General features: G+C 71.4%; 20 protein-coding genes. 7 read left to right on the top strand and 13 right to left on the bottom strand.

Annotated features, from left to right (window positions below; translation table 11 throughout):
• Nucleotides 1-242 precede the first annotated feature (242 nt).
• Nucleotides 243-1295 carry a threonine aldolase family protein gene (locus ACTZWW_RS13380; protein ID WP_444781457.1) on the top strand — a complete coding sequence of 351 codons (1053 nt, stop codon included), beginning with the start codon at nucleotides 243-245 and terminating at the stop codon, nucleotides 1293-1295.
• A gap of 34 nt (nucleotides 1296-1329) precedes the next feature.
• On the opposite strand, the gene ACTZWW_RS13385 is transcribed toward ACTZWW_RS13380, so the two are convergent.
• Nucleotides 1330-1929, bottom strand: coding sequence for an NnrU family protein (locus tag ACTZWW_RS13385; RefSeq protein ID WP_444781458.1), 600 nt, complete (start codon nucleotides 1927-1929; stop codon nucleotides 1330-1332).
• 67 nt (nucleotides 1930-1996) lie between these two features.
• Nucleotides 1997-2527, bottom strand: a complete 531-nt coding sequence (locus tag ACTZWW_RS13390) for a CDP-alcohol phosphatidyltransferase family protein (RefSeq protein WP_444781459.1) — start codon at nucleotides 2525-2527, stop codon at nucleotides 1997-1999.
• A 176-nt stretch (nucleotides 2528-2703) separates the two neighbouring features.
• On the opposite strand from ACTZWW_RS13390, the gene purM reads away from it, so the two are divergent.
• The 5 genes from purM (at nucleotide 2704) to ACTZWW_RS13415 (ending at nucleotide 9141) form a co-directional block, all read left to right on the top strand.
• Nucleotides 2704-3783 (top strand): phosphoribosylformylglycinamidine cyclo-ligase, encoded by a 1080-nt coding sequence (gene purM, locus ACTZWW_RS13395; RefSeq protein WP_444781460.1) that lies wholly within the window; start codon nucleotides 2704-2706, stop codon nucleotides 3781-3783.
• On the top strand, nucleotides 3780-4391 hold the full coding sequence (gene purN, locus ACTZWW_RS13400; RefSeq protein ID WP_444781461.1) for a phosphoribosylglycinamide formyltransferase: 612 nt from the start codon (nucleotides 3780-3782) through the stop codon (nucleotides 4389-4391). Before purM ends, purN begins: the two co-directional genes overlap by 4 nt.
• Nucleotides 4392-4456: 65 nt before the next feature.
• Nucleotides 4457-6616 (top strand): putative bifunctional diguanylate cyclase/phosphodiesterase, encoded by a 2160-nt coding sequence (locus ACTZWW_RS13405; RefSeq protein WP_444781462.1) that lies wholly within the window; start codon nucleotides 4457-4459, stop codon nucleotides 6614-6616.
• Between the two features lie 74 nt (nucleotides 6617-6690).
• On the top strand, nucleotides 6691-8169 hold the full coding sequence (locus ACTZWW_RS13410; protein ID WP_444781463.1) for a phospholipase D-like domain-containing protein: 1479 nt from the start codon (nucleotides 6691-6693) through the stop codon (nucleotides 8167-8169).
• Nucleotides 8170-8283: 114 nt separating this feature from the next.
• Nucleotides 8284-9141 (top strand): SDR family oxidoreductase, encoded by an 858-nt coding sequence (locus ACTZWW_RS13415; RefSeq protein ID WP_444781478.1) that lies wholly within the window; start codon nucleotides 8284-8286, stop codon nucleotides 9139-9141.
• 13 nt (nucleotides 9142-9154) lie between these two features.
• On the opposite strand, the gene olsB is transcribed toward ACTZWW_RS13415, so the two are convergent.
• The 9 genes from olsB to ACTZWW_RS13460 all read right to left on the bottom strand — a co-directional run bounded on the left by olsB (nucleotide 9155) and on the right by ACTZWW_RS13460 (nucleotide 18023).
• Nucleotides 9155-10177 (bottom strand): l-ornithine N(alpha)-acyltransferase, encoded by a 1023-nt coding sequence (gene olsB, locus ACTZWW_RS13420; RefSeq protein ID WP_444781464.1) that lies wholly within the window; start codon nucleotides 10175-10177, stop codon nucleotides 9155-9157.
• Nucleotides 10178-10337: 160 nt separating this feature from the next.
• The gene (locus ACTZWW_RS13425; RefSeq protein WP_444781465.1) at nucleotides 10338-12521 is read right to left on the bottom strand and encodes an ATP-binding protein; all 2184 of its coding nucleotides are present in this window, start codon (nucleotides 12519-12521) and stop codon (nucleotides 10338-10340) included.
• A gap of 144 nt (nucleotides 12522-12665) precedes the next feature.
• Complete coding sequence (locus ACTZWW_RS13430) at nucleotides 12666-12887, bottom strand: hypothetical protein (protein ID WP_444781466.1); 222 nt, start codon at nucleotides 12885-12887, stop codon at nucleotides 12666-12668.
• Nucleotides 12888-12912: 25 nt separating this feature from the next.
• Entirely contained in the window at nucleotides 12913-13554 is a 642-nt protein-coding gene (locus ACTZWW_RS13435) for an acyl-homoserine-lactone synthase (RefSeq protein ID WP_444781467.1), read from the bottom strand.
• A 95-nt stretch (nucleotides 13555-13649) separates the two neighbouring features.
• Nucleotides 13650-14396 (bottom strand): helix-turn-helix transcriptional regulator, encoded by a 747-nt coding sequence (locus ACTZWW_RS13440; RefSeq protein ID WP_444781468.1) that lies wholly within the window; start codon nucleotides 14394-14396, stop codon nucleotides 13650-13652.
• 173 nt (nucleotides 14397-14569) lie between these two features.
• On the bottom strand, nucleotides 14570-14791 hold the full coding sequence (locus tag ACTZWW_RS13445; RefSeq protein ID WP_444781469.1) for a hypothetical protein: 222 nt from the start codon (nucleotides 14789-14791) through the stop codon (nucleotides 14570-14572).
• A 100-nt stretch (nucleotides 14792-14891) separates the two neighbouring features.
• Complete coding sequence (locus ACTZWW_RS13450; protein WP_444781470.1) at nucleotides 14892-15650, bottom strand: LuxR family transcriptional regulator; 759 nt, start codon at nucleotides 15648-15650, stop codon at nucleotides 14892-14894.
• A 99-nt stretch (nucleotides 15651-15749) separates the two neighbouring features.
• Nucleotides 15750-17288: a YifB family Mg chelatase-like AAA ATPase gene (locus tag ACTZWW_RS13455; RefSeq protein WP_444781471.1), complete on the bottom strand. Its 1539-nt coding sequence runs from the start codon at nucleotides 17286-17288 to the stop codon at nucleotides 15750-15752.
• 108 nt (nucleotides 17289-17396) lie between these two features.
• Nucleotides 17397-18023 carry a peroxiredoxin gene (locus ACTZWW_RS13460; RefSeq protein ID WP_444781472.1) on the bottom strand — a complete coding sequence of 209 codons (627 nt, stop codon included), beginning with the start codon at nucleotides 18021-18023 and terminating at the stop codon, nucleotides 17397-17399.
• Nucleotides 18024-18248: 225 nt separating this feature from the next.
• Here ACTZWW_RS13460 and ACTZWW_RS13465 point away from each other — a divergent pair, with 225 nt between their 5' ends.
• The gene (locus tag ACTZWW_RS13465; RefSeq protein WP_444781473.1) at nucleotides 18249-18671 is read left to right on the top strand and encodes a GNAT family N-acetyltransferase; all 423 of its coding nucleotides are present in this window, start codon (nucleotides 18249-18251) and stop codon (nucleotides 18669-18671) included.
• Nucleotides 18672-18687: 16 nt separating this feature from the next.
• Here ACTZWW_RS13465 and ACTZWW_RS13470 read toward each other — a convergent pair whose 3' ends face one another.
• Nucleotides 18688-19140 carry a GNAT family N-acetyltransferase gene (locus tag ACTZWW_RS13470; protein WP_444781474.1) on the bottom strand — a complete coding sequence of 151 codons (453 nt, stop codon included), beginning with the start codon at nucleotides 19138-19140 and terminating at the stop codon, nucleotides 18688-18690.
• The coding region (gene mutS / locus ACTZWW_RS13475) for a DNA mismatch repair protein MutS (RefSeq protein WP_444781475.1) at nucleotides 19137-20724 on the bottom strand (1588 nt) is incomplete at its 5' end. The genes ACTZWW_RS13470 and mutS, both read right to left, overlap by 4 nt.

Genomic DNA, 20724 nt, shown 5'->3' on the forward strand with positions numbered 1-20724 from the left:
GCCTTGCTGTCCTAGTTGAGCCGGACGTTGCCAGATTTCGCCCCGCTGCACAAGTGCATTTTGGAGGCGTTCGAGAACGATCGTTGCCGTGCGACGATGACGCGCGCAACAATGCATCGAACGGCGGCGGCGCCGGGCAAGTTTGCGGACGCGGGCGCATTCCCCCGTCCGATGCTCGGCAGCTGCGCGCTTGACGCGCGGCCGCCGACCCTGTCCCGTGCCGGCGGGAGGAGACCCGATCCATGAACTTCGCCAGCGACAACATCGTCGGCGCGAGCCGCCCGGTCCTGGAGGCGCTCGTTTCTGCCAACGCCGGCGCGCAGCCCGCCTACGGGGGTGACGACGCGACCCGGGACGTCCGTGAGCGGCTGTGCGCCATCTTCGAGCGCGACTGCGCCGTCTTCCTGGTGGCGACGGGCACCGGCGCCAACGCGCTCGCCCTCTCCGCGCTGGTGCCGCCCTACGGGCTGACGATCTGCCACGCCGAGGCCCACGTCATCGACGACGAGTGCGGCGCGCCGGAGTTCTTCACCGGCGGCGCCAAGCTCGCGGGCCTCCCGGGCGTCGGCGGCAAGATCGCGCCGCGCACGCTCTCCGACTGGCTCGCCGCCCGCTCCGGCCACGAGAAGGAGATGCCGGCGCGCGCGCTGTCGATCTCGCAGGCGACGGAAGGCGGGCTCGTCTACGACGCGTCCGAGATCGGCGCGCTCTGCGACATCGCCCGGGAGGCGGGGCTCGCCGTGCACATGGACGGCGCGCGCTTCGCCAACGCGCTCGTCGCGAGCGGCCTCACGCCGGCGCAGATGACCTGGAAGCTCGGCGTCGACGTGCTCTCCTTCGGCGCCACCAAGAACGGCTGCCTCGCGGCGGAGGCGGTGGTGTTCTTCGACCCCGCCCGCGCCGAGCCGATGCGCTTCCTGCGCAAGCGCTCCGGCCACACGCTCTCGAAGGGGCGGCTCATCGGCGCGCAGCTCCAGGGCTACCTCGCGAACGACCATTGGCTCGCCAACGCCCGCCACGCAAACGCCATGGCCGCGCGGCTCGCGCAGGGTGTCGCCGCGCTGCCCGGCGCACGGCTCGGCTTCCCCTGCCAGGCGAACGAGATTTTCCCGATCCTGCCGCGCGAGACCGTGACGCGGCTGAGGGCGGCGGGCGCGCTCTTCCACCCGTGGTCCGAGCGCTCTCTGCCGGCGGGCGAGCGGGTCGAGCCGCACGAGATGCTGGTGCGGCTCGTCACCTCCTTCGCGACGACCGAGCGGGAGATCGAGGCCTTCCTCGCGGCCGCGCGGGGCTGATCGCCGGGGCGCGGCGCTGTCCGTGTTCCCCGGGTCAGGCGCCGCCGACCACCGGCACGCCGATGAGGATCGGGTGGAGCCAGAAGGCGAAGGCGACGTAGGCGGCGAGGCCGACGCCCACCGCGATCGCGTCGTTGCGCCAGCCGGCGGGCTTCGCGGCCGCCGCCTGCGCCGGCGCGAGCGGCGAGACGGGGCGGCGCTTGAGGGAGATGCGCGCGGCGACCGCCCAGGCGAGGAACGACAGGAAGAGGATCAGCGACGCGAGATCGCCGTTGGCCAGGAGGTGCGCCAGCGCCCAGATCTTCACCGCCGCCAGCATCGGATGCTTCGCCCGCGCCTTGATGTGCCCGGGCAGGTAGGTCGCCACGAACAGGATGAAGGCGAAGACCATCAGCAGCAGCGACAGGTGCGACAGCCCGTTCGGCGGGTCCCAGATCTGCACGTTGGCGGGATCGTACCGGAACTCGCCGTAGCCGATGCTCACGAGCACGATGCCGACGAGCGAGGAGACCGAGTAGGCGATCTTGTAGCCGTTCTCCCCGAGCCGCGCGACGAGGCGCGCGCGCGGACCCCGCGCCATGGTGAAGGCGTGCGTGCCGAGGAAGAGGACGAGGCCGAGAATCAGGATGAGCATGGTCGGTCTCCGCGAGGGGCTGGCGCACCCCTCCTAGCGCAGCCGTAGCCGAAACGCACGCCCGCGCTCACGCGCTCATGTGCCTCAGCCACATCACCAGGTAGACGGCCAGCGTGAAGGCCGTGAGCACGGCGATGCCGATGGAGAGCACGTCGTCGAGGGGACCCAGCGTGAAGGCGAAGGCGTTCGCCGCGAGCACCGTGACCGCGTAGATGATGAGCAGCGCCGTGTTCACCTTGGACGCGAAGATCGGCTTCACCGAGATCGGCCGGTCCATGATCCAGGAGACGACGTAGGCGATGACGATCATCACGTCGCGCGAGACCACGAGCACGACGAGCCATTCCGCCATTGCGCCGACGATCGCGAGCGTAACGTAGATCGACACGAGCAGCGCCTTGTCGGCGAGCGGGTCGATCACGGCGCCGAGCTCCGAGCGCATGTCGAAGCGCCGCGCGATCCAGCCGTCGATGCCGTCCGAGACGCCCGCGACGAGGAAGAGCACGAAGGCCGCGAGCCAGTTCCCCTGCAGGATCGCCACGATGACGATCGGCACGAGGAGCAGGCGGAACACGCTGATGAGGTTGGGGATCGTCACGGCGCGGCTCCCGGGGCGGCCGGTTGCGGTCGCCCGTGCCTGGGGTACGAAGGCGCGCTCGCGTGGTCAAGCGTCTCCCCGCTCGTGCCGCTCCGCTCTGCCGGCTTGCGCCGTCCCTCCGGGAGCTGTAACCCGCGGGAGCCCGAGGGCGCGGGCACGAGGCGGGAGACGGACGCATGGTCGAGGACAAGGCCGGGGACCGGCGCCAGGGGATGACCTACGCGCAGGCCGGCGTCGACATCGACGCGGGCAACGCCATGGTCGAGGCGATCAAGCCGCTCGTGCGCGCGACCCGCCGGCCCGGCGCGGACGCCGAGATCGGCGGCTTCGGCGGCCTTTTCGACCTCAAGGCCGCGGGCTTCGTCGACCCGATCCTGGTCGCCGCGAACGACGGCGTCGGCACCAAGGTCAAGATCGCCGTCGAGACCGGGGTGCACGACACGATCGGCATCGACCTCGTCGCCATGTGCGTCAACGACCTCGTCGTGCAGGGCGCCGAGCCGCTGTTCTTCCTCGACTACCTGGCGACCGCGAAGCTCGACGCGGCGACGGGCACGGCGCTCGTCGCAGGCATCGCCGAGGGCTGCCGCCGGGCCGGCTGCGCGCTCATCGGCGGCGAGACGGCGGAGATGCCCGGCGTCTACCAGGGCGCGGACTACGACCTCGCCGGCTTCGCCGTCGGGGCCGCCGAGCGCGGAACGCTGCTGCCGCGCGGCGTCGCGGCGGGCGACGTGCTCGTCGGTATCGCCTCCTCGGGCGTCCACTCGAACGGCTTCTCGCTGGTGCGCCGGATCGTGGCGGCGAGCGGGCTCGGCTGGGGCGACGCGGCCCCCTTCGCGCCGGGCGAGACGCTCGGGCGCGCGCTGCTCGAGCCCACGCGCATCTACGTGCGCCCGCTGCTCGCGCTCCTGCGCGAGGGGCTCGCCCTCAAGGCGCTCGCCCACGTTACCGGCGGCGGGCTGCCGGACAACCTGCCGCGCGTCCTCCCGGACGACCTCGGCGCCCGCATCGATCTCGCGACGATCGCCCCGCCGCCGGTCTTCGGCTGGCTCGCGCGCACCGGCGGCGTCGCCGAGGGAGAGATGCTGCGTACCTTCAATTGCGGGATCGGCATGGTCTGCGTCGTCGCGCCGGACGCCGCCGAGGCCGTCTGCGCACGCCTCGCGCAGCTCGGCGAGCGCGCGGTGCCGATCGGCCGCCTCGAGCCCCGCGGGGAGGGGGCGTCCGTGCGCTTCGACGGCGAGCTCGCGTCGTGAGCGGCGACGCGCGCGTGGCGACCGCCATCCTGATCTCGGGGCGCGGCTCCAACATGGCCGCGCTGCTCGCGGCCGCACAGGACCCGGGCTACCCCGCGCGCATCGTCCTCGTGCTCTCGAACCGGCCGGACGCCGCCGGCCTCGAGCGCGCGCGCGAGGCCGGCATCCCGACCGCCGTCGTCGACCACGCCGCCTTTCCCGATCGCGAGAGCTTCGACGCCGCGCTCGATGCGCGGCTGCGCGCGGCGGGCGTCGAGCTCGTGGCGCTCGCGGGCTTCATGCGCATCCTCACGGAGGGCTTCGTGCGCGCCTGGGAGGGGCGGATGATCAACATCCATCCCTCGCTCCTCCCGGACTTCCGCGGCACGCGGACCCACGAGCGCGCGCTCGCGGCGGGCGTGGCCGAGCACGGCTGCACGGTCCACCATGTCGTGCCCGAGCTCGATGCCGGGCCGACGATCGCACAGGCGCGCGTGCCCGTGCTGGCGGGCGACACGCCCGAGACGCTCGCGGATCGGGTGCTCGCGCAGGAGCACGTGCTCTATCCGCGCGCCCTCGCCGATGTCGCCCTCGCGCTGCGCGGCACGCCCTCGCGCCAACATATGTAAAGTCGCAGCTAAAACCATTTCTGAACGAATGAACGGGATCATGCGCCGTCGAAACCCGGACGGCCATGCACGCACCGACCCTCCAGCCTTCGCCGGCGACCCGCGTCTTCCTCCCGCGCCTGCTCTGGCCGCTGGTGGCGCTGCTCGTGGTCATCGTGGCGGTCGCCACCGGCGCCCTGCTGTGGCTGAGCCGCGACGCGGGCCGGGCCGCGGCCATCGCCGCACGCGACCGGATGCAGGCCGTCATCGGCATGCAGCTCGAAGCCTATGCACAGACGATGGAGGCGAGCCTCAGGGCCGCCACCGGCCACGAGCCCATCGGTCCGGCCCAGACCGGCGCCTTCCTGGCCCTGGCGCGCCCGCACTTCGACGCGACGGGGGTGTTCGCGCTCGACGCCGAGGGCCGGATCGTCGGAGCCGAGGTGGCGCGCGGCGCAGGGCTGCGGCCGGTACTCTCCCTCGACACGGCGATCGTGGCCGATCTCCTCGGCCGTGCACTCCTCGATGCGCAGGTCGGCGGGGCGTCGAGCGTGAGGCGCATGACGCCGCCGAAGCTCGCGGCCATCGATGGGCGCATCGTGGCCGTCGTCGCCATATCCGAGCGCCACGCCGACGGCGGAGCCCTCGCGGTCGGGCTGCGGGCGATGAACCGCGACGAGCTCGCCGCGCTGGCCATCGACCAGGCGATCGGCAATTTCATGGTCGGCGAGGGTCCGATCGACGACCCCACCCGCGGCTTCGACATCGCCGCCGTCGACGGGCAGGCGGTCTACCACGTCGCCTGGACCCCCGAGCGCGCCGGCACGAGCCGGAGCGGCGAGGTGACGATGCTCGTGGTCGGCCCGGCCGTGCTGGCGCTCCTCCTCCTCGGGCTGGCGATCCTGCACGCGCGGCGCGTCTCGACCGAGCTCGCCAAGACCCAGGAGCACGTCCAGGCGCTCGCGGTCTCAGACCCGCTGTCCGGCCTGCCCAATCGTCTCCTGTTCGCGCAGCGCCTGGAGCAGGAGCTCGCCCGCGTCGGCCGCACCGGCGAAGGCCTCGCGGTCATGTTCCTCGACCTCGACCGCTTCAAGGAGGTCAACGATTCCTTCGGCCACCAGGCCGGCGACGAGCTGATCAAGGCGGTGGCGCGGCGGCTGATGACGCATCTGCGCGGCACGGACGTGCTCGCACGCTTCGGCGGCGACGAGTTCGCCATCATCCAGCCCGGCCTCAAGAGTGCCGACGGAGCCGAGGCGCTGGCGCGCCGTATCCTCGAGGCGATCGCCGAGCCGTTCGAGATCGAGCACAACGCCGTCACCATCGGCGTCTCGATCGGCATCGCGCTCGCGCCCGAGGACGCGCTCGACCGCGAGACGCTGATGCGGCTCGCCGACACCGCGCTCTACCAGGCCAAGAACGACGGTCGCAATCGGCACTCGTTCTTCGAGCGGCGCATGGACGAGGCGATCCGCATGCGAAAGCTCGTCTCCGACGACCTGCGCGACGCGATCTCCGGCAACCTGCTCGACCTTCACTACCAGCCGATCTTCGCCGCGGACCGCGACGAGGTCGTGGCGCTCGAGGCGCTCGTGCGCTGGCGCCACCCCGAGAGGGGGCTGATCCCGCCCGACCGCTTCGTCGCCATGGCCGAGCAGAGCGGCCTCATCCTGCCGTTGGGCGACTGGGTGCTGCGCCGCGCCTGCCTCGACGGGCGCCGCTGGCCGGGTCTGCGGATCGCCGTCAACGTCTCGCCGATCCAGTTCCGCCAGCGGGACTACGTCGAGTCGGTCGTGCGCATCCTCCAGGAGACCGGTTTCGAACCGACGCGGCTCGAGCTCGAGCTGACCGAGGGCGTCGTCGTCGAGGACGCCGACGCCGCGGAGGCGGCGATGATGCGGCTGAGGGGCCAGGGCGTGAACCTGGCGCTCGACGATTTCGGCACCGGCTATTCCTCGCTGATCTACCTGCGCCGGTTCGCCTTCGACAAGATCAAGATCGATCGCTCCTTCCTGGAGAGCATGGAGGCGACCGGGGAGAGCGCGATCCTCGTCCACTCGATCGTGCATCTCGGCCGTGCCCTCGGGCTCACCGTCACCGCCGAGGGCGTCGAGACGAAAGAGCAGCAGCGGTTCCTGCAATCCCTGGGCTGCCACCAGCTCCAGGGCTACCTCCTCGCGCGGCCCATGCCCGCGGCGGAGATCGACGTCCTGATGCGTGCGCGTCGGCAGGCCGGCGCCGCCTGAGCGATCCCTCGGAACCGCGGCGGCGGCTGCCCGGTTCTCTCCTTCGACCGGATGCCGCCCCGGGGAGGAGATTCATGCCCACGACCGTCGCCCGCGACGGCGCGCCGCCCGCGCCCGACCGAATCCTGCGCCCCGGCGACACCTGCTGGCGGATCGCCCACGCCGACCGGGCGGGCCTCGTGGTCGACGCCCAGGACTATTTCAAGGCCGTCAAGGAGGCGATGCTCGCCGCCCGCGACACGATCATGCTGATCGGCTGGGACTTCGACCTGCGCATCAAGCTGGAGCCGGAGGGCGCCACGCTCGAAGGGCCCAATACACTGGGAGCGTTCCTGCGCTGGATCGGCAAGACGCGACCCGACCTGCGGATCTACGTGCTCAAGTGGGACCTCGGCGCGATCCAGGCGCTCGGCCGCGGCTCGACGCCGCTGATGATCCTGAATTGGACGACGAGCGACAACATCCGTTTCCATCTCGACGGTGCTCATCCGCCCGGCGCGGCGCACCATCAGAAGATCGTCGCGATCGACGACGTGTTCGCGTTCTGCGGCGGCATCGACATGACGGACGACCGCTGGGACACGCGCGGTCACTTGGACGAGGACCCGCGCCGGCGCCGCCCGAGCGGGCGCGCCTACGGCCCCTGGCACGACGCGACGATGGCGCTCGACGGCGAGGCCGCGAAGGCGCTCGCCGAGCATGCGCGCCAGCGCTGGAAGCTCGCCACCGGGGAGGATCTCGAGCCGCCGCCGCCCCGCGCGCCGATCTGGCCCCGGACGGTGGCGCCGACCTTCGTCGATGTCGAGGTGGGCATCGCGCGCACGGCGCCCCTGTTCGGCAACCACCCGCGCGTGTTCGAGGTCGAGAGCCTGCTCCTCGCCTGCATCCGCGATGCGCGCGAGACGATCTACTGCGAAAGCCAGTACTTCGCCTCGCGCACGGTCGCGGAGGCCATCGCGGCGCGCCTGCGTGACCCGGACGGGCCGGAGATCGTCGTCGTCAACCCGATCTCGGCGGACGGATTTCTCGAGGCGGCGACGATGGACACCGCCCGGGCGCGGCTGCTCAAGCTGGTGCGCGACGCCGACGCGCACGACCGCTTCCGGATCTACACGCCCGTGACGCATGGAGGCGCGGACATCTACGTCCATGCCAAGATCCTGATCGTCGACGACCGGCTGATCCGAATCGGCTCGTCGAACCTCAACAATCGCTCCATGGGCTTCGACACCGAGTGCGACGTCGGCATCGAGGCCGTGGCGGGCGCGCCGGAGGAGGCGCGGCTGAAGGAGCGCATCCGCGAGGTGCGTGCCGACCTCATCGCCGAGCACCTCGCCTGCGCGCCGGAGGATGCCCACGCCGCCATCGCCGAGGCGGGGCTCGTGCGCGGGATCGAGCGTCTGCGCAAGGCCGGGCGCGGCCTCGTCCCCTACGAGCCCGACCCGATCGGCCCGGCGGAGGAGCTGCTCGCCGAGAACGACCTGCTCGACCCGGAGCGGCCTCCGAAGTGGCTCCAGCGGGCGAAGGCGACGCTGCTCGCGCCGCTCAGGTGAGGGGCGCGGGGGGCGGTCCGGCGTCGACGTGCGCGGACAGCCCCACCGGTTCCACCCCCCGCCATTCCCCCCTACAATGCGGCCCGCATCACCAATCGGGAGAGCGGCGTGAGCATGCTGCTGGGTTTCGGGTTCGGGTACAGTGCGGCGCGGACGGCACGGCGGGGTGGCTTCTCGGACGTGGTCGGGACGGTGCGCACGCGGGAGAAGGCGGCCGCGCTCGAGGCCGAGGGCGTCTCGGCGCGCCTCTTCGGGCCGGACGGCACCGATCCGCGCATCGCCGACGACCTCGCGCGGGCGACGCATCTCCTCCTCTCGATCCCGCCACGGGGAGGGGCCGACCCCGCGCTCGACGCCTTCGGCGACGCGATCGCGGATGCGCCGCGGCTCGAGAGCATCGTCTACCTCTCCACCATCGGCGTGTATGGCGACGCGCAGGGCGGCTGGGTCGACGAGGACACGCCCACCGCCCCCAAGCACGGGCGTGCGGAGGATCGCCTCGCGGCCGAGGAGGCCTGGTGCGCCCTCGGCGCGCGGGCGGGCAAGCGTGCGTGCGTGCTGAGGCTCGGCGGCATCTACGGCCCCGGGCGAAACCCCATTGCGCAGCTGCGCGCGGGCACCGCCAGGCGCATCGTCAAGCCGGGCCAGGTCTTCAACCGCATCCACGTGGCGGACATCGCGCAGGCCGTGCTCGCGGCCTTCGCCCGCGGCCGTCCGGGGGGCGTCTACAACGTCGTCGACGACCTGCCGACCCCGCCGCAGGACGTAATCGCCCATGCCGCGGAGGTGGCGGGCATCGCCCCGCCGCCGGAAGTACCCTTCGACGAGGCGGAGCTGAGCCCGATGGGCCGCAGCTTCTGGTCCACCTCGAAGCGCGTCTCGAACCGCCGCCTGCGCGAGGAGCTGGGTGTGGAGCTGCTCTACCCGACCTATCGGGAGGGTATCGCGGCGCTGCTCCGGGAGGACGCCTGAGCGCCGCCCCCGCTCACGCCGCGTGCCGTCCCGCGTCGGCGCCGAAATGCGCGACGTAGCGCGGGTTGATCGTCGAGACCGGCAGCACGACGAGGACGTCCGTCGTGCCGAACTGCGCATCGACCACGGCGCCGTCGCCGAAGCGGGCGCCCAGCCGCAGGTAGCCCTTGATCAGCGGCGGCAGCGCGTGGAGCGCGACCTTGGCGTCGATAGCCGAGGCGGGCAGGCGGTCCATCGGCACGTAGCGATCGGGGACGGCGCGGGCGCGCCATCCCTCTTCGGCGGCGGCGTGGTGGTGCAGGAACGACAGAGGCACCGCCAGCGCCTCGGGGTCCGTTCCCTCGATGCTGGCGCAGCCGAGCATCACGTCGATGCGGTGGTGCAGCACGTAGGCCCAGATCCCGTGCCAGAGCAGCTCGACCGTGCGCTTGGTGCGATAGCTCTCCAGCACGCAGGACCGGCCGAGCTCGAGGAAGCGCTTGCCCGGGTGCATGGCGACGATCGGCGCGATGTCGTACTCGGCCTGGGTGTAGAAGCCGAAATGCCGCTCGGCCACGTCCTGGCGAAGCAGGCGGTAGGTGCCGACGACCGCCGGCTGCTTGGTGCGCGCGGGGATGCCGCGCAGCTTGCGGGCCGGCTCCCCGAGGTTCGACGGCGCCGCGTGGTCGAGCACGAGAAGGTGATCGCAGATCGCGTCGTATTCGTCGAAGTCGCGCCGGGCCAGCGCGGAGGCCGTCTGCGGCAGCGCCCGCCCGGCCTCGTAGAACACCTTGTAGCGCAGGCGCTGGGCGGCGCGGATCTCCCGCGGCGTGGTGGCGAGGCGTACCTCCAGCGAGCCGATGCGGCCGAGCGTCGGGTCGAGCCGGCGCAGCACGGGCGCGCGGTCGACGTTCGCGCCCCGCAGGAAGGCGATCGCCGCGGAGCCCTTCTTGCGGAAGGGCCGGACGAAGCTGGTGATCTGGGGAGAGGTCAACAAGAAGCCGAAGCGGCTCGGAAGCCGGCTCGACGTCGTTTCGACTGCGGGAAACGGCGCCATCACATCCTCGTCGGGCGGTATCCTCCGCGTCGCGATTCTCTCGCCGCGTCCGCCTTTCGGCTCTTGAACCATAGCGTTTCAACACAATTGTGACAGAAAGGTTGCGCCTGTCACCGTAGCCGGCGCAGCAAAATGCGCAATGGCGGGACGCATTCCGCGCTCAGCCCGTCCGTGCGAGCCCCGCCTCGCCGAGGAGCCGCTCCAGCATCCGCGGCTCGAAGGGCTTGGGTAGGAAGCCGTCGAGCCCGGCCTCGCGGGCCGCCTCCTCGTCCTCCTTGAGCACGTTGGCCGTCAGCGCCACGATCTGGCGCGGCTGGCGGCGGCCGAGCGCGCGCTCGAGGGTGCGGATGCGCCGCGTCGCCTCCAGCCCGTCGAGGCCGGGCATGCGGATGTCCATGAAGACGACGTCGTAGTCGGGCCGAAGGCCCGCGAAGGAGGCCTCCGCAAGGGCCACCGCCTCGTGCCCGTCCTTGGCCCAGTCGACGACGGCGCCGCGCTTCTCCAGCGCCTTGAGCGCGAGGAGCGCGTTGATCTCGTTGTCCTCGGCGAGCAGCACGCGCGGCGCGCCGGGCCGCGGCGCGTTCCCGCGCTCGCCGGGAAGCCGGCGGCGTGCCGGCTGGGGCGCGAGCGCCACCGAGGTCGTGCCCGGCTCGGCACCGTCCGGATCGACGGCGCCCGGCGCGGCGCGCGGCGCCAGCGGCTCCGCCAGCCGCTCGACGAGGGATCGCGCCCGCACGGGCTTGACGAGATACCCGTCGTAGCCCGCCGCGGCCGGCGAGCCGAGGTCGCGCCGCTCGAAGGGCGAGAGCAGCACGATCGCCCGCGACACGCCCGCCTCGCGCGCCGCCGCCGCGACGTCACGGGCGAGGTCGTCACCCAGCGCGCAGTCGACGATGAGCGAATCGAAGGCGGCGCCCTCGCCGGCCATGGCGATCTTCGCCAGCGTCTCGCCCTCGGTGGCGACGACGTGAACCCGCGCTCCGGCCTGCTCCAGCCGGCGCGCGACGAAGGGAGCCTCGAAGGGCGAGCGGGCGAGGACGAGCATGCGGCGCCCGGCGAGGGAGGGGGGAGGGGGAGCCGCCGCGTCGGAGGTGACGGGGGCCTGCGCCGCGGGGAGGGGAAGGGTCACCGTGAAGCGTGCGCCGGCGCCGGGCGTGCTCTCCACGGCGATCGTCCCGCCCATCCCGGCGACGAGGCGCTGGGTGATGGCGAGGCCGAGCCCGGTGCCCGGGTGGCGGCGTGCCGCCGAGCCGTCGCCCTGCTCGAACTCCTCGAAGAGCGCGGGAATGCGCTCGGGCGCGATGCCGGGCCCGGTGTCGGAGACGCGCAGCACGATCCCGCCGCCAGCCTCCGCCAGCGCCTCGACGCCCACGCCGCCGGTGTCGGTGAACTTCACCGCGTTGCCGGCGAGGTTGACGAGGATCTGGCGGATGCGCGCCTCGTCGCCGACGACGCGCGCGGGCAGGTCCGCGGCGGAGAAGCCGGCGATCTCGATGCCCTTGCCCTGCGCACGCGGCGCGAGGAGCTCGACCACGCCCTCGACGCAGGCGGCGAGATCGAAGGGGGCGGGGGCGAGCGTCAGCTTGCCGGCCTCGATGCGGGAGAAGTCGAGGATCTCGTCGATCAGCGACAGGAGCGCGGCGCCCGAGGTCTTGATCGCCTGGGCATAGGTCGTCTGCTCGGGGTCGCAGCGCGTGTCGAGGATGAGGTCGGCCATGCCGAGGATGCCGCCGAGCGGGGTGCGGAACTCGTGGCTGACGGTGGCGAGGAAGCGCGACTTCGCCTCGCTGGCCGCCTCCGCGCGGGCGCGGGCCTCGGCGAGCGCGGCCTCGGACGAGACGCGCTCGGTGATCTCGCGCCCGGCTCGGAGGGTCTCGGGCGCGCCGCCGCGGCCGGGTGCCGTCGTCTCGATCCAGCCGATCCAGCGCACGCCGTCCCGCATCTCGATCGCCTCGTCGACGAGGCGCGCGCCGTCGCCGCGCAGCCGCGGCGGCCGGCTCTCCAGGACGCGCGGTGCATGCGCGCGGCCCAGGACCTCCGCCCGCGGCAGGCCGACGAGCGTGGCGAAGCCGTCGTTGGCCCAGGTGACGCGCCCCTGCGCGTCGCGCTGGACGATGGCGTCCACCTGCGATTCGGCGAGGGCGCGGAAGAAATGCTCGCTCTCCTCGGCACGCCACAGCCTGTCCTGGAGCGCTTCCGCGTCGGCCTCGAGCCGACGCGTGCGCGCCTCGAGCCGCATGTGGTCGCGCAGGATCAGGACCGCCGCGAGCGTCGCCGCGACCGCGACCGCGCCGGCGAATGCCAGCGCGGCGGCCACAGGTGTGATGATGAAGAGACCGTCCATCGCGCCGCCCCGTCCTCGTTCGCGCATCCTGCGCCGCACGGGCTGAAGGTCGGCTTGAGAAAGACGGTGAACGTTCCTTTGCGGAATCGGCGCGCATCGGCGCGTTCGGTGCTCCTCGGCCCGCGGTCGCGGGCCGAGGCCGCCTCACGACAGCGAGGCGCGGCGGTGCTCGAGCACGGCCTCGATCAGGCGCAGGGCGAGCTTTCGCTCGGCCTCCGTCAGCATGACGGCGGTGTCGACGATCTGGTCGACGTAGGGTTCGCGCACGAAGTAGAGCGAGCGCACGTCGCGCGGCGAGAGCTCGAGCGGCCCGTCTCCCGACGGGTTGCTTCGCCGCGACTTGAGCTCGATGGTGACCTTCGACATCGGAGAGCCTCTGTTTCTTCGTCGTTCACGCGGCGTCGGAACGCGCCGTCTGGTGCCCGGCCTCGAGCACGGGGCCGGTGATGCCGCTAGCCTTGCGCAGGGCGGCCTCCATCTCGTCGCCGATCTCGAACAGCGCCGCGAAGGCGATCGTCTTGCCGATGCGGATCGGGCTGGAGATCGGCTCGCCGCGGCAGTCTGCGCGGCGCAGGATCCTAGCGATGAAGGCGTCGTACACCGTGACGATGTGCGACAAGCCCAGCTCGCGCCCGAACTCGTTCATGCCCAGGATCAGCTCCGCCGTGGGGCGGCTGAGACGATTGCGGGTCAGCTCGACGTCGGCATCAGGATCGATAGAGAACCGGCTCGATTCCCAGATCAGCGGGCTCTCGACGCGCGTCCCGTCCGGCAGCAACTCGGGGAACACGTCGTTGAGCATATTGTAGCCGATGGTGGGCAGCAGGCGAATGCTACCCAGGACGCGCTCCTCGTCGTCGACGCAAATCAGGTAGACGCAGTCGAGCGCATCGAAGCCGTCGACCTCCCAGTCGCGAATGATCGACACATCCCAGCCGAGGCGGTCGTGAAAGACCTTTTTGCGGATGCGATGCATGGCATCGATCTCTCGGGGAAACTGCCCTCGCTGGTGGCTCTGGATGACGCGGATCATTGTGTTTCTCCCGTTGATTGTGGGACACAGCCAACGGAAAGAAACTTGCATGAACATCGTAGAAATGAACCTGTCGGAAACGACAGGTAATCTAGCTAGGGTAGAGGTATTACGCCATAAGAAATTGCTTTTGACACGGCGTGCGTCGTCGAGAGAGCGTTGAGTTTCGACCGTGCGTTTTCCAGATGAAACCTGACGGTTCGTTCGCTCAACCCAAGGATGGCAGACGTATCCCAAATCGTCTTCCCGGCAGCCGACCAGCGCAGGCACTCCTTCTCCCGCTCCGACAGCTTTCCAGCGTAATCGTTCTGCTCGATCTGCTCCACTTGCAAGGCCCACGAGTGGAAGTAGTAGGAAATGACCATGAACTCCTTGATGAGCATCTTCTTGAGAGACGGCCAGTTTCTCGCGGGCACATCGGCGTTGATCGAGAACAGCGCGAACTCGCCGTAGCGACCGCGGATCGGGAACGACAGCCCCTGCATGCCCACGTCGAACTCCTGCGCTTCGCCGAACACCTTGCGGATGGTCGAGCGGGACCGGTCGATCTCCGTCCAGTCGATGGGCAGAATGCCGCCGAGCCCGGCGCTGACGACAGGATCGATATTGACGTAGTCGCTCTGTTCGTAATGACGCTGCCATTCCGGAGAGTACGTCACGGCAACGAGCGGCTTGCGTCGCCGTTCCGAGGGGATGTTCAGGCCCAGATAGGCCACGTGCTTGAGGTCGTAGCGATGCATGTTCTCCCGCAGGACCGCATGCCCCTCGTCCAGCTTGGCCGCGGCGCTTATGCGATCGATGATCTCGAAGGACAGATTGCTCTCGGGGGAGGTATTTCTCATCGAAACGGTCTCGCGATGCCTCCAGGCTCCGGAGCCGGACATTCGCGCACCGACGCGCCCGGACCCGAGCCGCCACAATATGTACGAAACCTCCCGGAGAGGCAACACCCCGGATATTTTTCGACCCAAGAGGATCGTGTCCCATTCTCGTATTTGCCGAGCGTGTTCTGAGTTCAGATCGACTTCTTGTTGCTCAGAATTGTTACGATGAGGTCGAATGCAAGCTTTCGCTCCTTTTCCTCCATCATGACCGCCAGCTCGAAGATATCTTCTACAAGCGGCTCTTCTAGTAATTTCAGGTATCTCGCGTCTTGTTCATCCATGGTCATGCGATTCGACGGTGTATTCCCGCCAGCTCGATGTGGATCGCGATCGGCATCGTTCTCGTTACGCATTCCAGCCTCGTCGGCCTCCCGAAACACCGTTCCGCCCCGACACCGGGGGACACGGTTCGACGCTGTCGATAATGGGCCAGCAGCGTCACGTGCGATATCGTCAGAAATTCCGATGTGCCGGATCGAACAAGTTGCGTCCGATTGCAACGGCGACCGCCGCCGTCTTGTTCGGAGCGTCGAGCTTCCGGCACGCACTCGTCATGTGAGACGTCACGGTTCTTTCGGAGATGCCCAGGGTCGCGGCTGTCCCCGCCGCCGAGAGCCCTCGCGCGGCGAGGCACAGGACGTCGCGTTCACGCCGCGTGAGGCGTGATGGAGCACGAGAATTCGCCCTCAACGCCATCTCGCGGCACCGTCCAAAGACTTCGCGCGCGACGACCTCGAGCACGGGTTGCACCCTCGGGGCGACGTCGAGCCACGAACCGCTCACCGAAACGCATCCTTCGAGCCCCCGCCGGCTGTGGATCGGCATGCACAAGCCTTCGGCCATTCCGTGGAGACGGGCGGCAGCCATGACTTCGTCTGACCGATCGTTGGTCGCGAACGCCCGCGTCGCTTCCGACCACGCGAACGAACGGCTCGTTCGCGTGCAGAGCCGCAGGACCGGATCGTGCCGCCCGTACTCGCGCTCGACGTATGTCCGAAGCCAGTCCTTCGGGAGCTTCTGCAGAAGCATCGCGTCGACACCGAGCGAGCCCGCGCGCTCGAACGTGGCGACCACGATGTTCTCGACGCCGAACCGGCCAAGTGCCACCCCCAGCTCGAACAGCATGGCTCCGGGGTCGTCCACCTTCGACACCGCGGCCAGCATCGCACGGGCATCGCTAGAGAGGTCGCCGGTGTGGAGATGCGCGCTCATCACCAACCCGTTCCTGGTGATCTAATTTCGAGACGATAGCAACCATAGCCTAGTCGGTGGTGCGAGACAAATCCGAGATGCTGCGATGCGAACATGCCCCTATGCGGCAACTCTACGGCGATCAAGATGCGATCTGTACGAGAGCGCCTCGGCCACGTGGATGCGGCCGAGCCGGCTGGAGCCGTCGAGATCGGCCAGCGTGCGGGCGACGCGCAGGACGCGGTGGTAGCCGCGCGCGGAGAGCTTCATCGCCTCGGACGCGTCGCGAACCAGCGCGAGACCCTGCGCGTCGGGTGTCGCGACGTCGTCGAGCACGGCGGCGGGGCAGGCGGCGTTCGTCGTGCTGGCGGGTAAGCCGAGGGCGGCGTAGCGTCCGCTCTGAACGGCGCGTGCGGCGGCGACCCGGCGGGCCACGTCGGCCGAGCCTTCCCCCGGCGGCGGGAGGATCAGGTCCGCCGCGCGCACGGCGGGCACCTCGATCGTCAGGTCGATGCGGTCGAGCAACGGGCCGGAAAGGCGCGCCTGGTACTGCGCCATGCAGCGCTCCACTTGACCGCGCCGGCAGGCGTAGCCGGGCTCGGTCGCCTGTCCGCAGCGACAGGGATTCATCGCGGCGACGAGCTGGAAGCGGGCGGGGTAGGTGCATCGGGCGTTGGCGCGCGCGATCATCACCTCTCCCGTCTCCATCGGCTGGCGCAGGCTGTCGAGCGTCTGCGGCTGGAACTCGGGCAATTCGTCCAGGAACAGCACGCCCCGGTGGGCCAGCGAGATCTCGCCCGGGCGCGCGGTGACGCCGCCGCCCACCAGCGCCGCCGTCGACGCCGAATGGTGCGGGGCGCGGAACGGCCGCCGATCGGAGAGCTGGCCCTCCTCGATCAGCCCGGCCACCGAGTGGACCATCGAGACCTCGAGCAGCTCGCGGGGCGAGAGAGCCGGCAGGATCGAGGGCAGGCGCTGGGCGAGCATCGACTTGCCGGCGCCGGGCGGGCCGGACATGAGCAGGTTGTGTCCGCCCGCGGCGGCGATCTCGAGCACGCGCTTGGCGTTCTCCTGCCCCTTGATCTCCCTGAGGTCCGGCAGGCTCCCGCCGCGCACGGCGACCGCGGGCTCGGGCCGCGAGAGGACCTGCGTTCCCTTGAAGTGGTTGGCGAGCTGGATGAGGTTCTCCGGCGCGATCACCGCCATCTCCTCCGACGCCCACGCCGCCTCCGGCCCGCAGGCCCGCGGGCAGATCAGCCCCTGGCCGCGCCCGTGCGCGGCGATCGCGGCGGGCAGCACGCCCGCGACCGGCGTGATCGAGCCGTCGAGCGCCAGCTCGCCGAGAACGGTGAAGCCCTCGAGCGCGTCCGAGGGGATGGCGCCGAGCGCCGCCATCAGGCCGAGCGCGATCGGCAGGTCGTAATGGCTGCCCTCCTTGGGCGTGTCCGCCGGCGCGAGGTTCACCGTGATCCGCTTCGACGGCAGCGCCAGGCCCGACGAGATCATCGCCGAGCGCACCCGCTCGCGGCTCTCGCCCACCGCCTTGTCCGGCAGGCCGACCACGTTGAACTTCAGCTCCCCGGGCGCGACCTGGACCTGCACCTCCACCGCCCGCGCCTCGACGCCCTCGAACGAGACGGTGAAGACGCGCGTGACCATTGAGACCCTCGACGGCTCGGGAACGGAGCGCGATCAAGGTTGCATATGCGATCGTCGATGACAAGCGGGGAGGTTACACCTGGTCGGGATGCGGCAACCGAGGGCCGATCAGCCGGTCGATACGGCCGGGGTTGCCCCCACCAGCCCTCGCAGCCGCGCCAGCGTCGCCTGCGCGGCGCGGTCGGGCGGGAAGACGGGGTAGTGCACGTCTCGGATCGTGCCGCCCGCGCAGATCAGCGTCACGCGGCGCAGGACGCGGCTGCCGGCGACGGGGACCTCGTGCAGCGGCAGGGCGAGCGCCCGCTGGAAGGCGAGGGCCTCGTCGGAGAGGAGCGGGAAGGGCAGGTGCAGGCGCGCCACCTCGCCCGCGAGGTAGGCCGGCGGCTGCGTCGCGAGGCCGAAGACGCGCGCGCCGAGCGCCGCGAGCTCGGCGGCGTGGTCGCGGAAGGAGCAGCTCTGCGGCGAGCAGCCGCGGGCGCCGGGGATCAGGTCCCAGCCGTCGGGGAGGATCGAGTCGTCCTCGCCCGAGATCGGGTAGCAGTAGACCACGCTCCAGCCGGGCATTCGGGCGAGGACGACGTCCTCCCCGTGCGAGCCGGCGAGCGCGATGTCCGGCAGGGCGCGGCCGGGAAGATGCGCGCAGGCGCCGTCGTCGACGGGCTCGGGCAGGCCGGCCGGGAGGACGGGGCGCGGCGGCGCGGCATCGGAGACGGAGGGGGCGGGGTGGTGGGTCATGGTGGCCGAAGGCTCCCGGGTGGAGGTCGATTCGGCTGCATTATAGTTCGACGGACGACGGTTTAGATATGCTCTGGTTGAGGACGACTGTAGGTGTCGCCACGCTCCGCGCCGGCGGCGCACGTCGCCCGCCGTCTGTGGCGCGGGCGCGACAGCCGTGCCGTTCGCGCGGTGCTACGGGAGGTCTCCACCGCGCCCGTTCGCTGTCCCTTCCGGAGCCGCCCCGTGCCGACGATCCGCCCCGCCCGTGCCGAGGACCTGCCCCGCATCGCCGAGATCCGCCTCGGCGTGTCCGAGAACCGCCTCGCGGACCCGACCGCGATCAGCGACCAGGAGGTGTTCTGGTACCTCGACGAGGGGATCTTCCTGGCCAGTGCCGACGCCGACGGCACGCTCCAGGGCTTCGCCTGCGCGAACCCGCTCAACGGCTACGTCTGGGCCATGTTCGTGATCGATCCGGCCCAGGGGCAGGGACACGGCACCGCGCTGCACGAGGCGCTGACGGCCGCCCTGAAGCAGGCCGGCCACGCCCAGGCCTGGCTCGCCACCGGCCAGGGTACGAAGGCGATCGACTTCTACCAGCGCCGCGGCTGGCGGATGACGGGGGTGGGCCTCGACAAGCAGGCGGTGCTGGTGCGGGGTTTGTGAGCGGAGGCGCGGTCGCTCAACCGATCTTCTTCTCCATCCAGACCTTCCGCATCGGCGGCTCCCCGGTCTCGTGCGTCGTGCGGTAGCCGTGGCGGGCATAGAGCGCGATGTTCTCCGCCATCAGCGCATTCGTGTAGAGCCGCAGCCGGGGAAGCGCGCGCCGGCGGGCCTCCTCCTCGGCGAAGGCGAGGAGCGCGCGGCCGAGCCCAGTGCCGCGCAGGTCCGGGCGCACCGCGATCGTCTCGACGAGGAGCGCGTCGGGCTCGGGGACGAGGCGCGCCACCGCGGCGAGGGCGCCCGCTTCGTCTTCGAGGACGCTCACCTCCCCCGCGGCGACGCAGGCCGGCCAGTCGTGCCCCATCGGACCGGGCTCGCGCCCGAGCGTCGGCACGTGCACGGCGAAGGCGGCGCGCACGAGGGTGCGCACGGCCTCGCCCTCGTGGGGCAGGGCGGGGCGCAGCCCGGTCACGACGGCTTCCCCGCTGCCGCCTTCAGCGCGTAGAGCGCCTCCAGCGCCGCCTTCGGCGTCATCTCGTCCGGGTCGAGCGCGGCCAGCGCCGCGCGCAGCGGGTCCGGCGTCGCCTCGACCTTCGCCGGCGCAGGCGGCGGCGCGGTGCGCACCGGGGCGGCGAAGAGCGGCAGGTCGTCGAGGCGCGCCGCGCGGGGGTGCTCGCGCTCGGTGCGCTCGAGCTCGCGCAGGATCTCGCCGGCCCGCGCCACCACCGGCGCCGGGAGCCCCGCGAGCTTGGCGACCTGGAGGCCGTAGGAGCGGTCGGCGGCGCCCTTCACCACCTCGTGCAGGAAGATCACCTGCCCCGCGTGCTCGGCCACGCGCAGCGTCAGCGTGTCGATGCGTGCGAAGCGCTCGGTGAGGCGGGTGAGCTCGTGGAAATGGGTGGCGAACAGCGCCCGGCAGCGGTTCTCCTCGTGCAGGTGCTCCACCGCCGCCCAGGCGATGGAGAGCCCGTCGAAGGTGGCGGTGCCGCGGCCGATCTCGTCGAGGATGACGAGCGAGCGGCGCGTCGCCTGGTTGAGGATGGCGGCGGTCTCGACCATCTCGACCATGAAGGTCGAGCGCCCGCGCGCCAGGTCGTCGGCGGCGCCGACGCGGGAGAACAGCCGGTCGCAGACCCCGACATGCGCCCGGGCGGCGGGCACGAAGGCGCCCATCTGGGCGAGCACGACGACGAGCGCGTTCTGGCGCAGGAAGGTGGACTTGCCGCCCATGTTCGGGCCGGTGACGACGGCGATCGCGCCGGCTTCGTCGCCCGACAGGTCGCAGGAATTGGCGATGAACGGCTTGCCGTCGCGCGCGAGCGCCGCCTCGACCACCGGGTGGCGGGCGTCCTCCACGGCGAAGGCGAGGCTCTCGTCCACGAGCGGGCGCGTCCAGGCGCGCTCGGCGGCGAGGTCGGCGAGCGCGGCCGCGACGTCGATGGCGGAGAGCGCGTCCCCGGCGGCGAGGATCGCCGGGCGGGCGCCGGCGAGCATCGCGGCGAGGTCGGCGAAGATCGCGTGCTCGATCGCCACCGCCCGCTCGGACGCCGACGCGATGCGCCGCTCGAGCTCGCCGAGCTCGAGCGTGGTGAAGCGCATCGCGTCCGACATCGTCTGCCGGTGGATGTAGCCGCCCTTGAGCGGCCCGCGCAGCAGCTCCTCGCCGAAGGCGGCCGGCACCTCGAGATAGTAGCCGAGCATCGCGTTGTGCTTGATGCGCAGCGTGCGGCAGCCGGTCTCCTCGGCGTAGCGGGCCTGAAGCCCCGCGATGAAGCGGCGCGAATCCGAGCCGAGCGCGCGCGCCTCGTCGAGGGCGGGGTCGACGCCAGCGGCGACGAAGCCGCCGTCGCGCTTCGACAGCGGCAGGTCCTCGGCGAGCGTCTCGGCGAGGCGCACCTCGAGCGCCGACGGGAGATCGGCCAGCGCGGCGCGGGCGGCCTCGATCTCGGCGGGGAGATCGCCCGCCTCGGCGAGGAGCCGGGCGACCGCGCCCGCCGCGGCGAGGCCGTCGCGCACGGCGGCGAGGTCGCGCGGCCCGCCGCGCTCGAGCGCGAGG

This window comes from Salinarimonas sp. NSM (genome assembly GCF_052380005.1).
In the GTDB taxonomy this organism is placed as follows: domain Bacteria; phylum Pseudomonadota; class Alphaproteobacteria; order Rhizobiales; family Beijerinckiaceae; genus Salinarimonas.

Coding starts and splice junctions, on each gene's coding strand:
- ACTZWW_RS13380 (WP_444781457.1), top strand. CDS start 243: ATGAACTTCGCCAGCGACAACATCGTCGGCGCGAGCCGCCCGGTCCTG.
- ACTZWW_RS13385 (WP_444781458.1), bottom strand. CDS start 1,929: ATGCTCATCCTGATTCTCGGCCTCGTCCTCTTCCTCGGCACGCACGCC.
- purM (WP_444781460.1), top strand. CDS start 2,704: ATGGTCGAGGACAAGGCCGGGGACCGGCGCCAGGGGATGACCTACGCG.
- ACTZWW_RS13405 (WP_444781462.1), top strand. CDS start 4,457: ATGCACGCACCGACCCTCCAGCCTTCGCCGGCGACCCGCGTCTTCCTC.
- ACTZWW_RS13410 (WP_444781463.1), top strand. CDS start 6,691: ATGCCCACGACCGTCGCCCGCGACGGCGCGCCGCCCGCGCCCGACCGA.
- ACTZWW_RS13415 (WP_444781478.1), top strand. CDS start 8,284: ATGCTGCTGGGTTTCGGGTTCGGGTACAGTGCGGCGCGGACGGCACGG.
- olsB (WP_444781464.1), bottom strand. CDS start 10,177: ATGGCGCCGTTTCCCGCAGTCGAAACGACGTCGAGCCGGCTTCCGAGC.
- ACTZWW_RS13425 (WP_444781465.1), bottom strand. CDS start 12,521: ATGGACGGTCTCTTCATCATCACACCTGTGGCCGCCGCGCTGGCATTC.
- ACTZWW_RS13430 (WP_444781466.1), bottom strand. CDS start 12,887: ATGTCGAAGGTCACCATCGAGCTCAAGTCGCGGCGAAGCAACCCGTCG.
- ACTZWW_RS13435 (WP_444781467.1), bottom strand. CDS start 13,554: ATGATCCGCGTCATCCAGAGCCACCAGCGAGGGCAGTTTCCCCGAGAG.
- ACTZWW_RS13440 (WP_444781468.1), bottom strand. CDS start 14,396: ATGAGAAATACCTCCCCCGAGAGCAATCTGTCCTTCGAGATCATCGAT.
- ACTZWW_RS13445 (WP_444781469.1), bottom strand. CDS start 14,791: ATGCGTAACGAGAACGATGCCGATCGCGATCCACATCGAGCTGGCGGG.
- ACTZWW_RS13450 (WP_444781470.1), bottom strand. CDS start 15,650: ATGAGCGCGCATCTCCACACCGGCGACCTCTCTAGCGATGCCCGTGCG.
- ACTZWW_RS13455 (WP_444781471.1), bottom strand. CDS start 17,288: ATGGTCACGCGCGTCTTCACCGTCTCGTTCGAGGGCGTCGAGGCGCGG.
- ACTZWW_RS13460 (WP_444781472.1), bottom strand. CDS start 18,023: ATGACCCACCACCCCGCCCCCTCCGTCTCCGATGCCGCGCCGCCGCGC.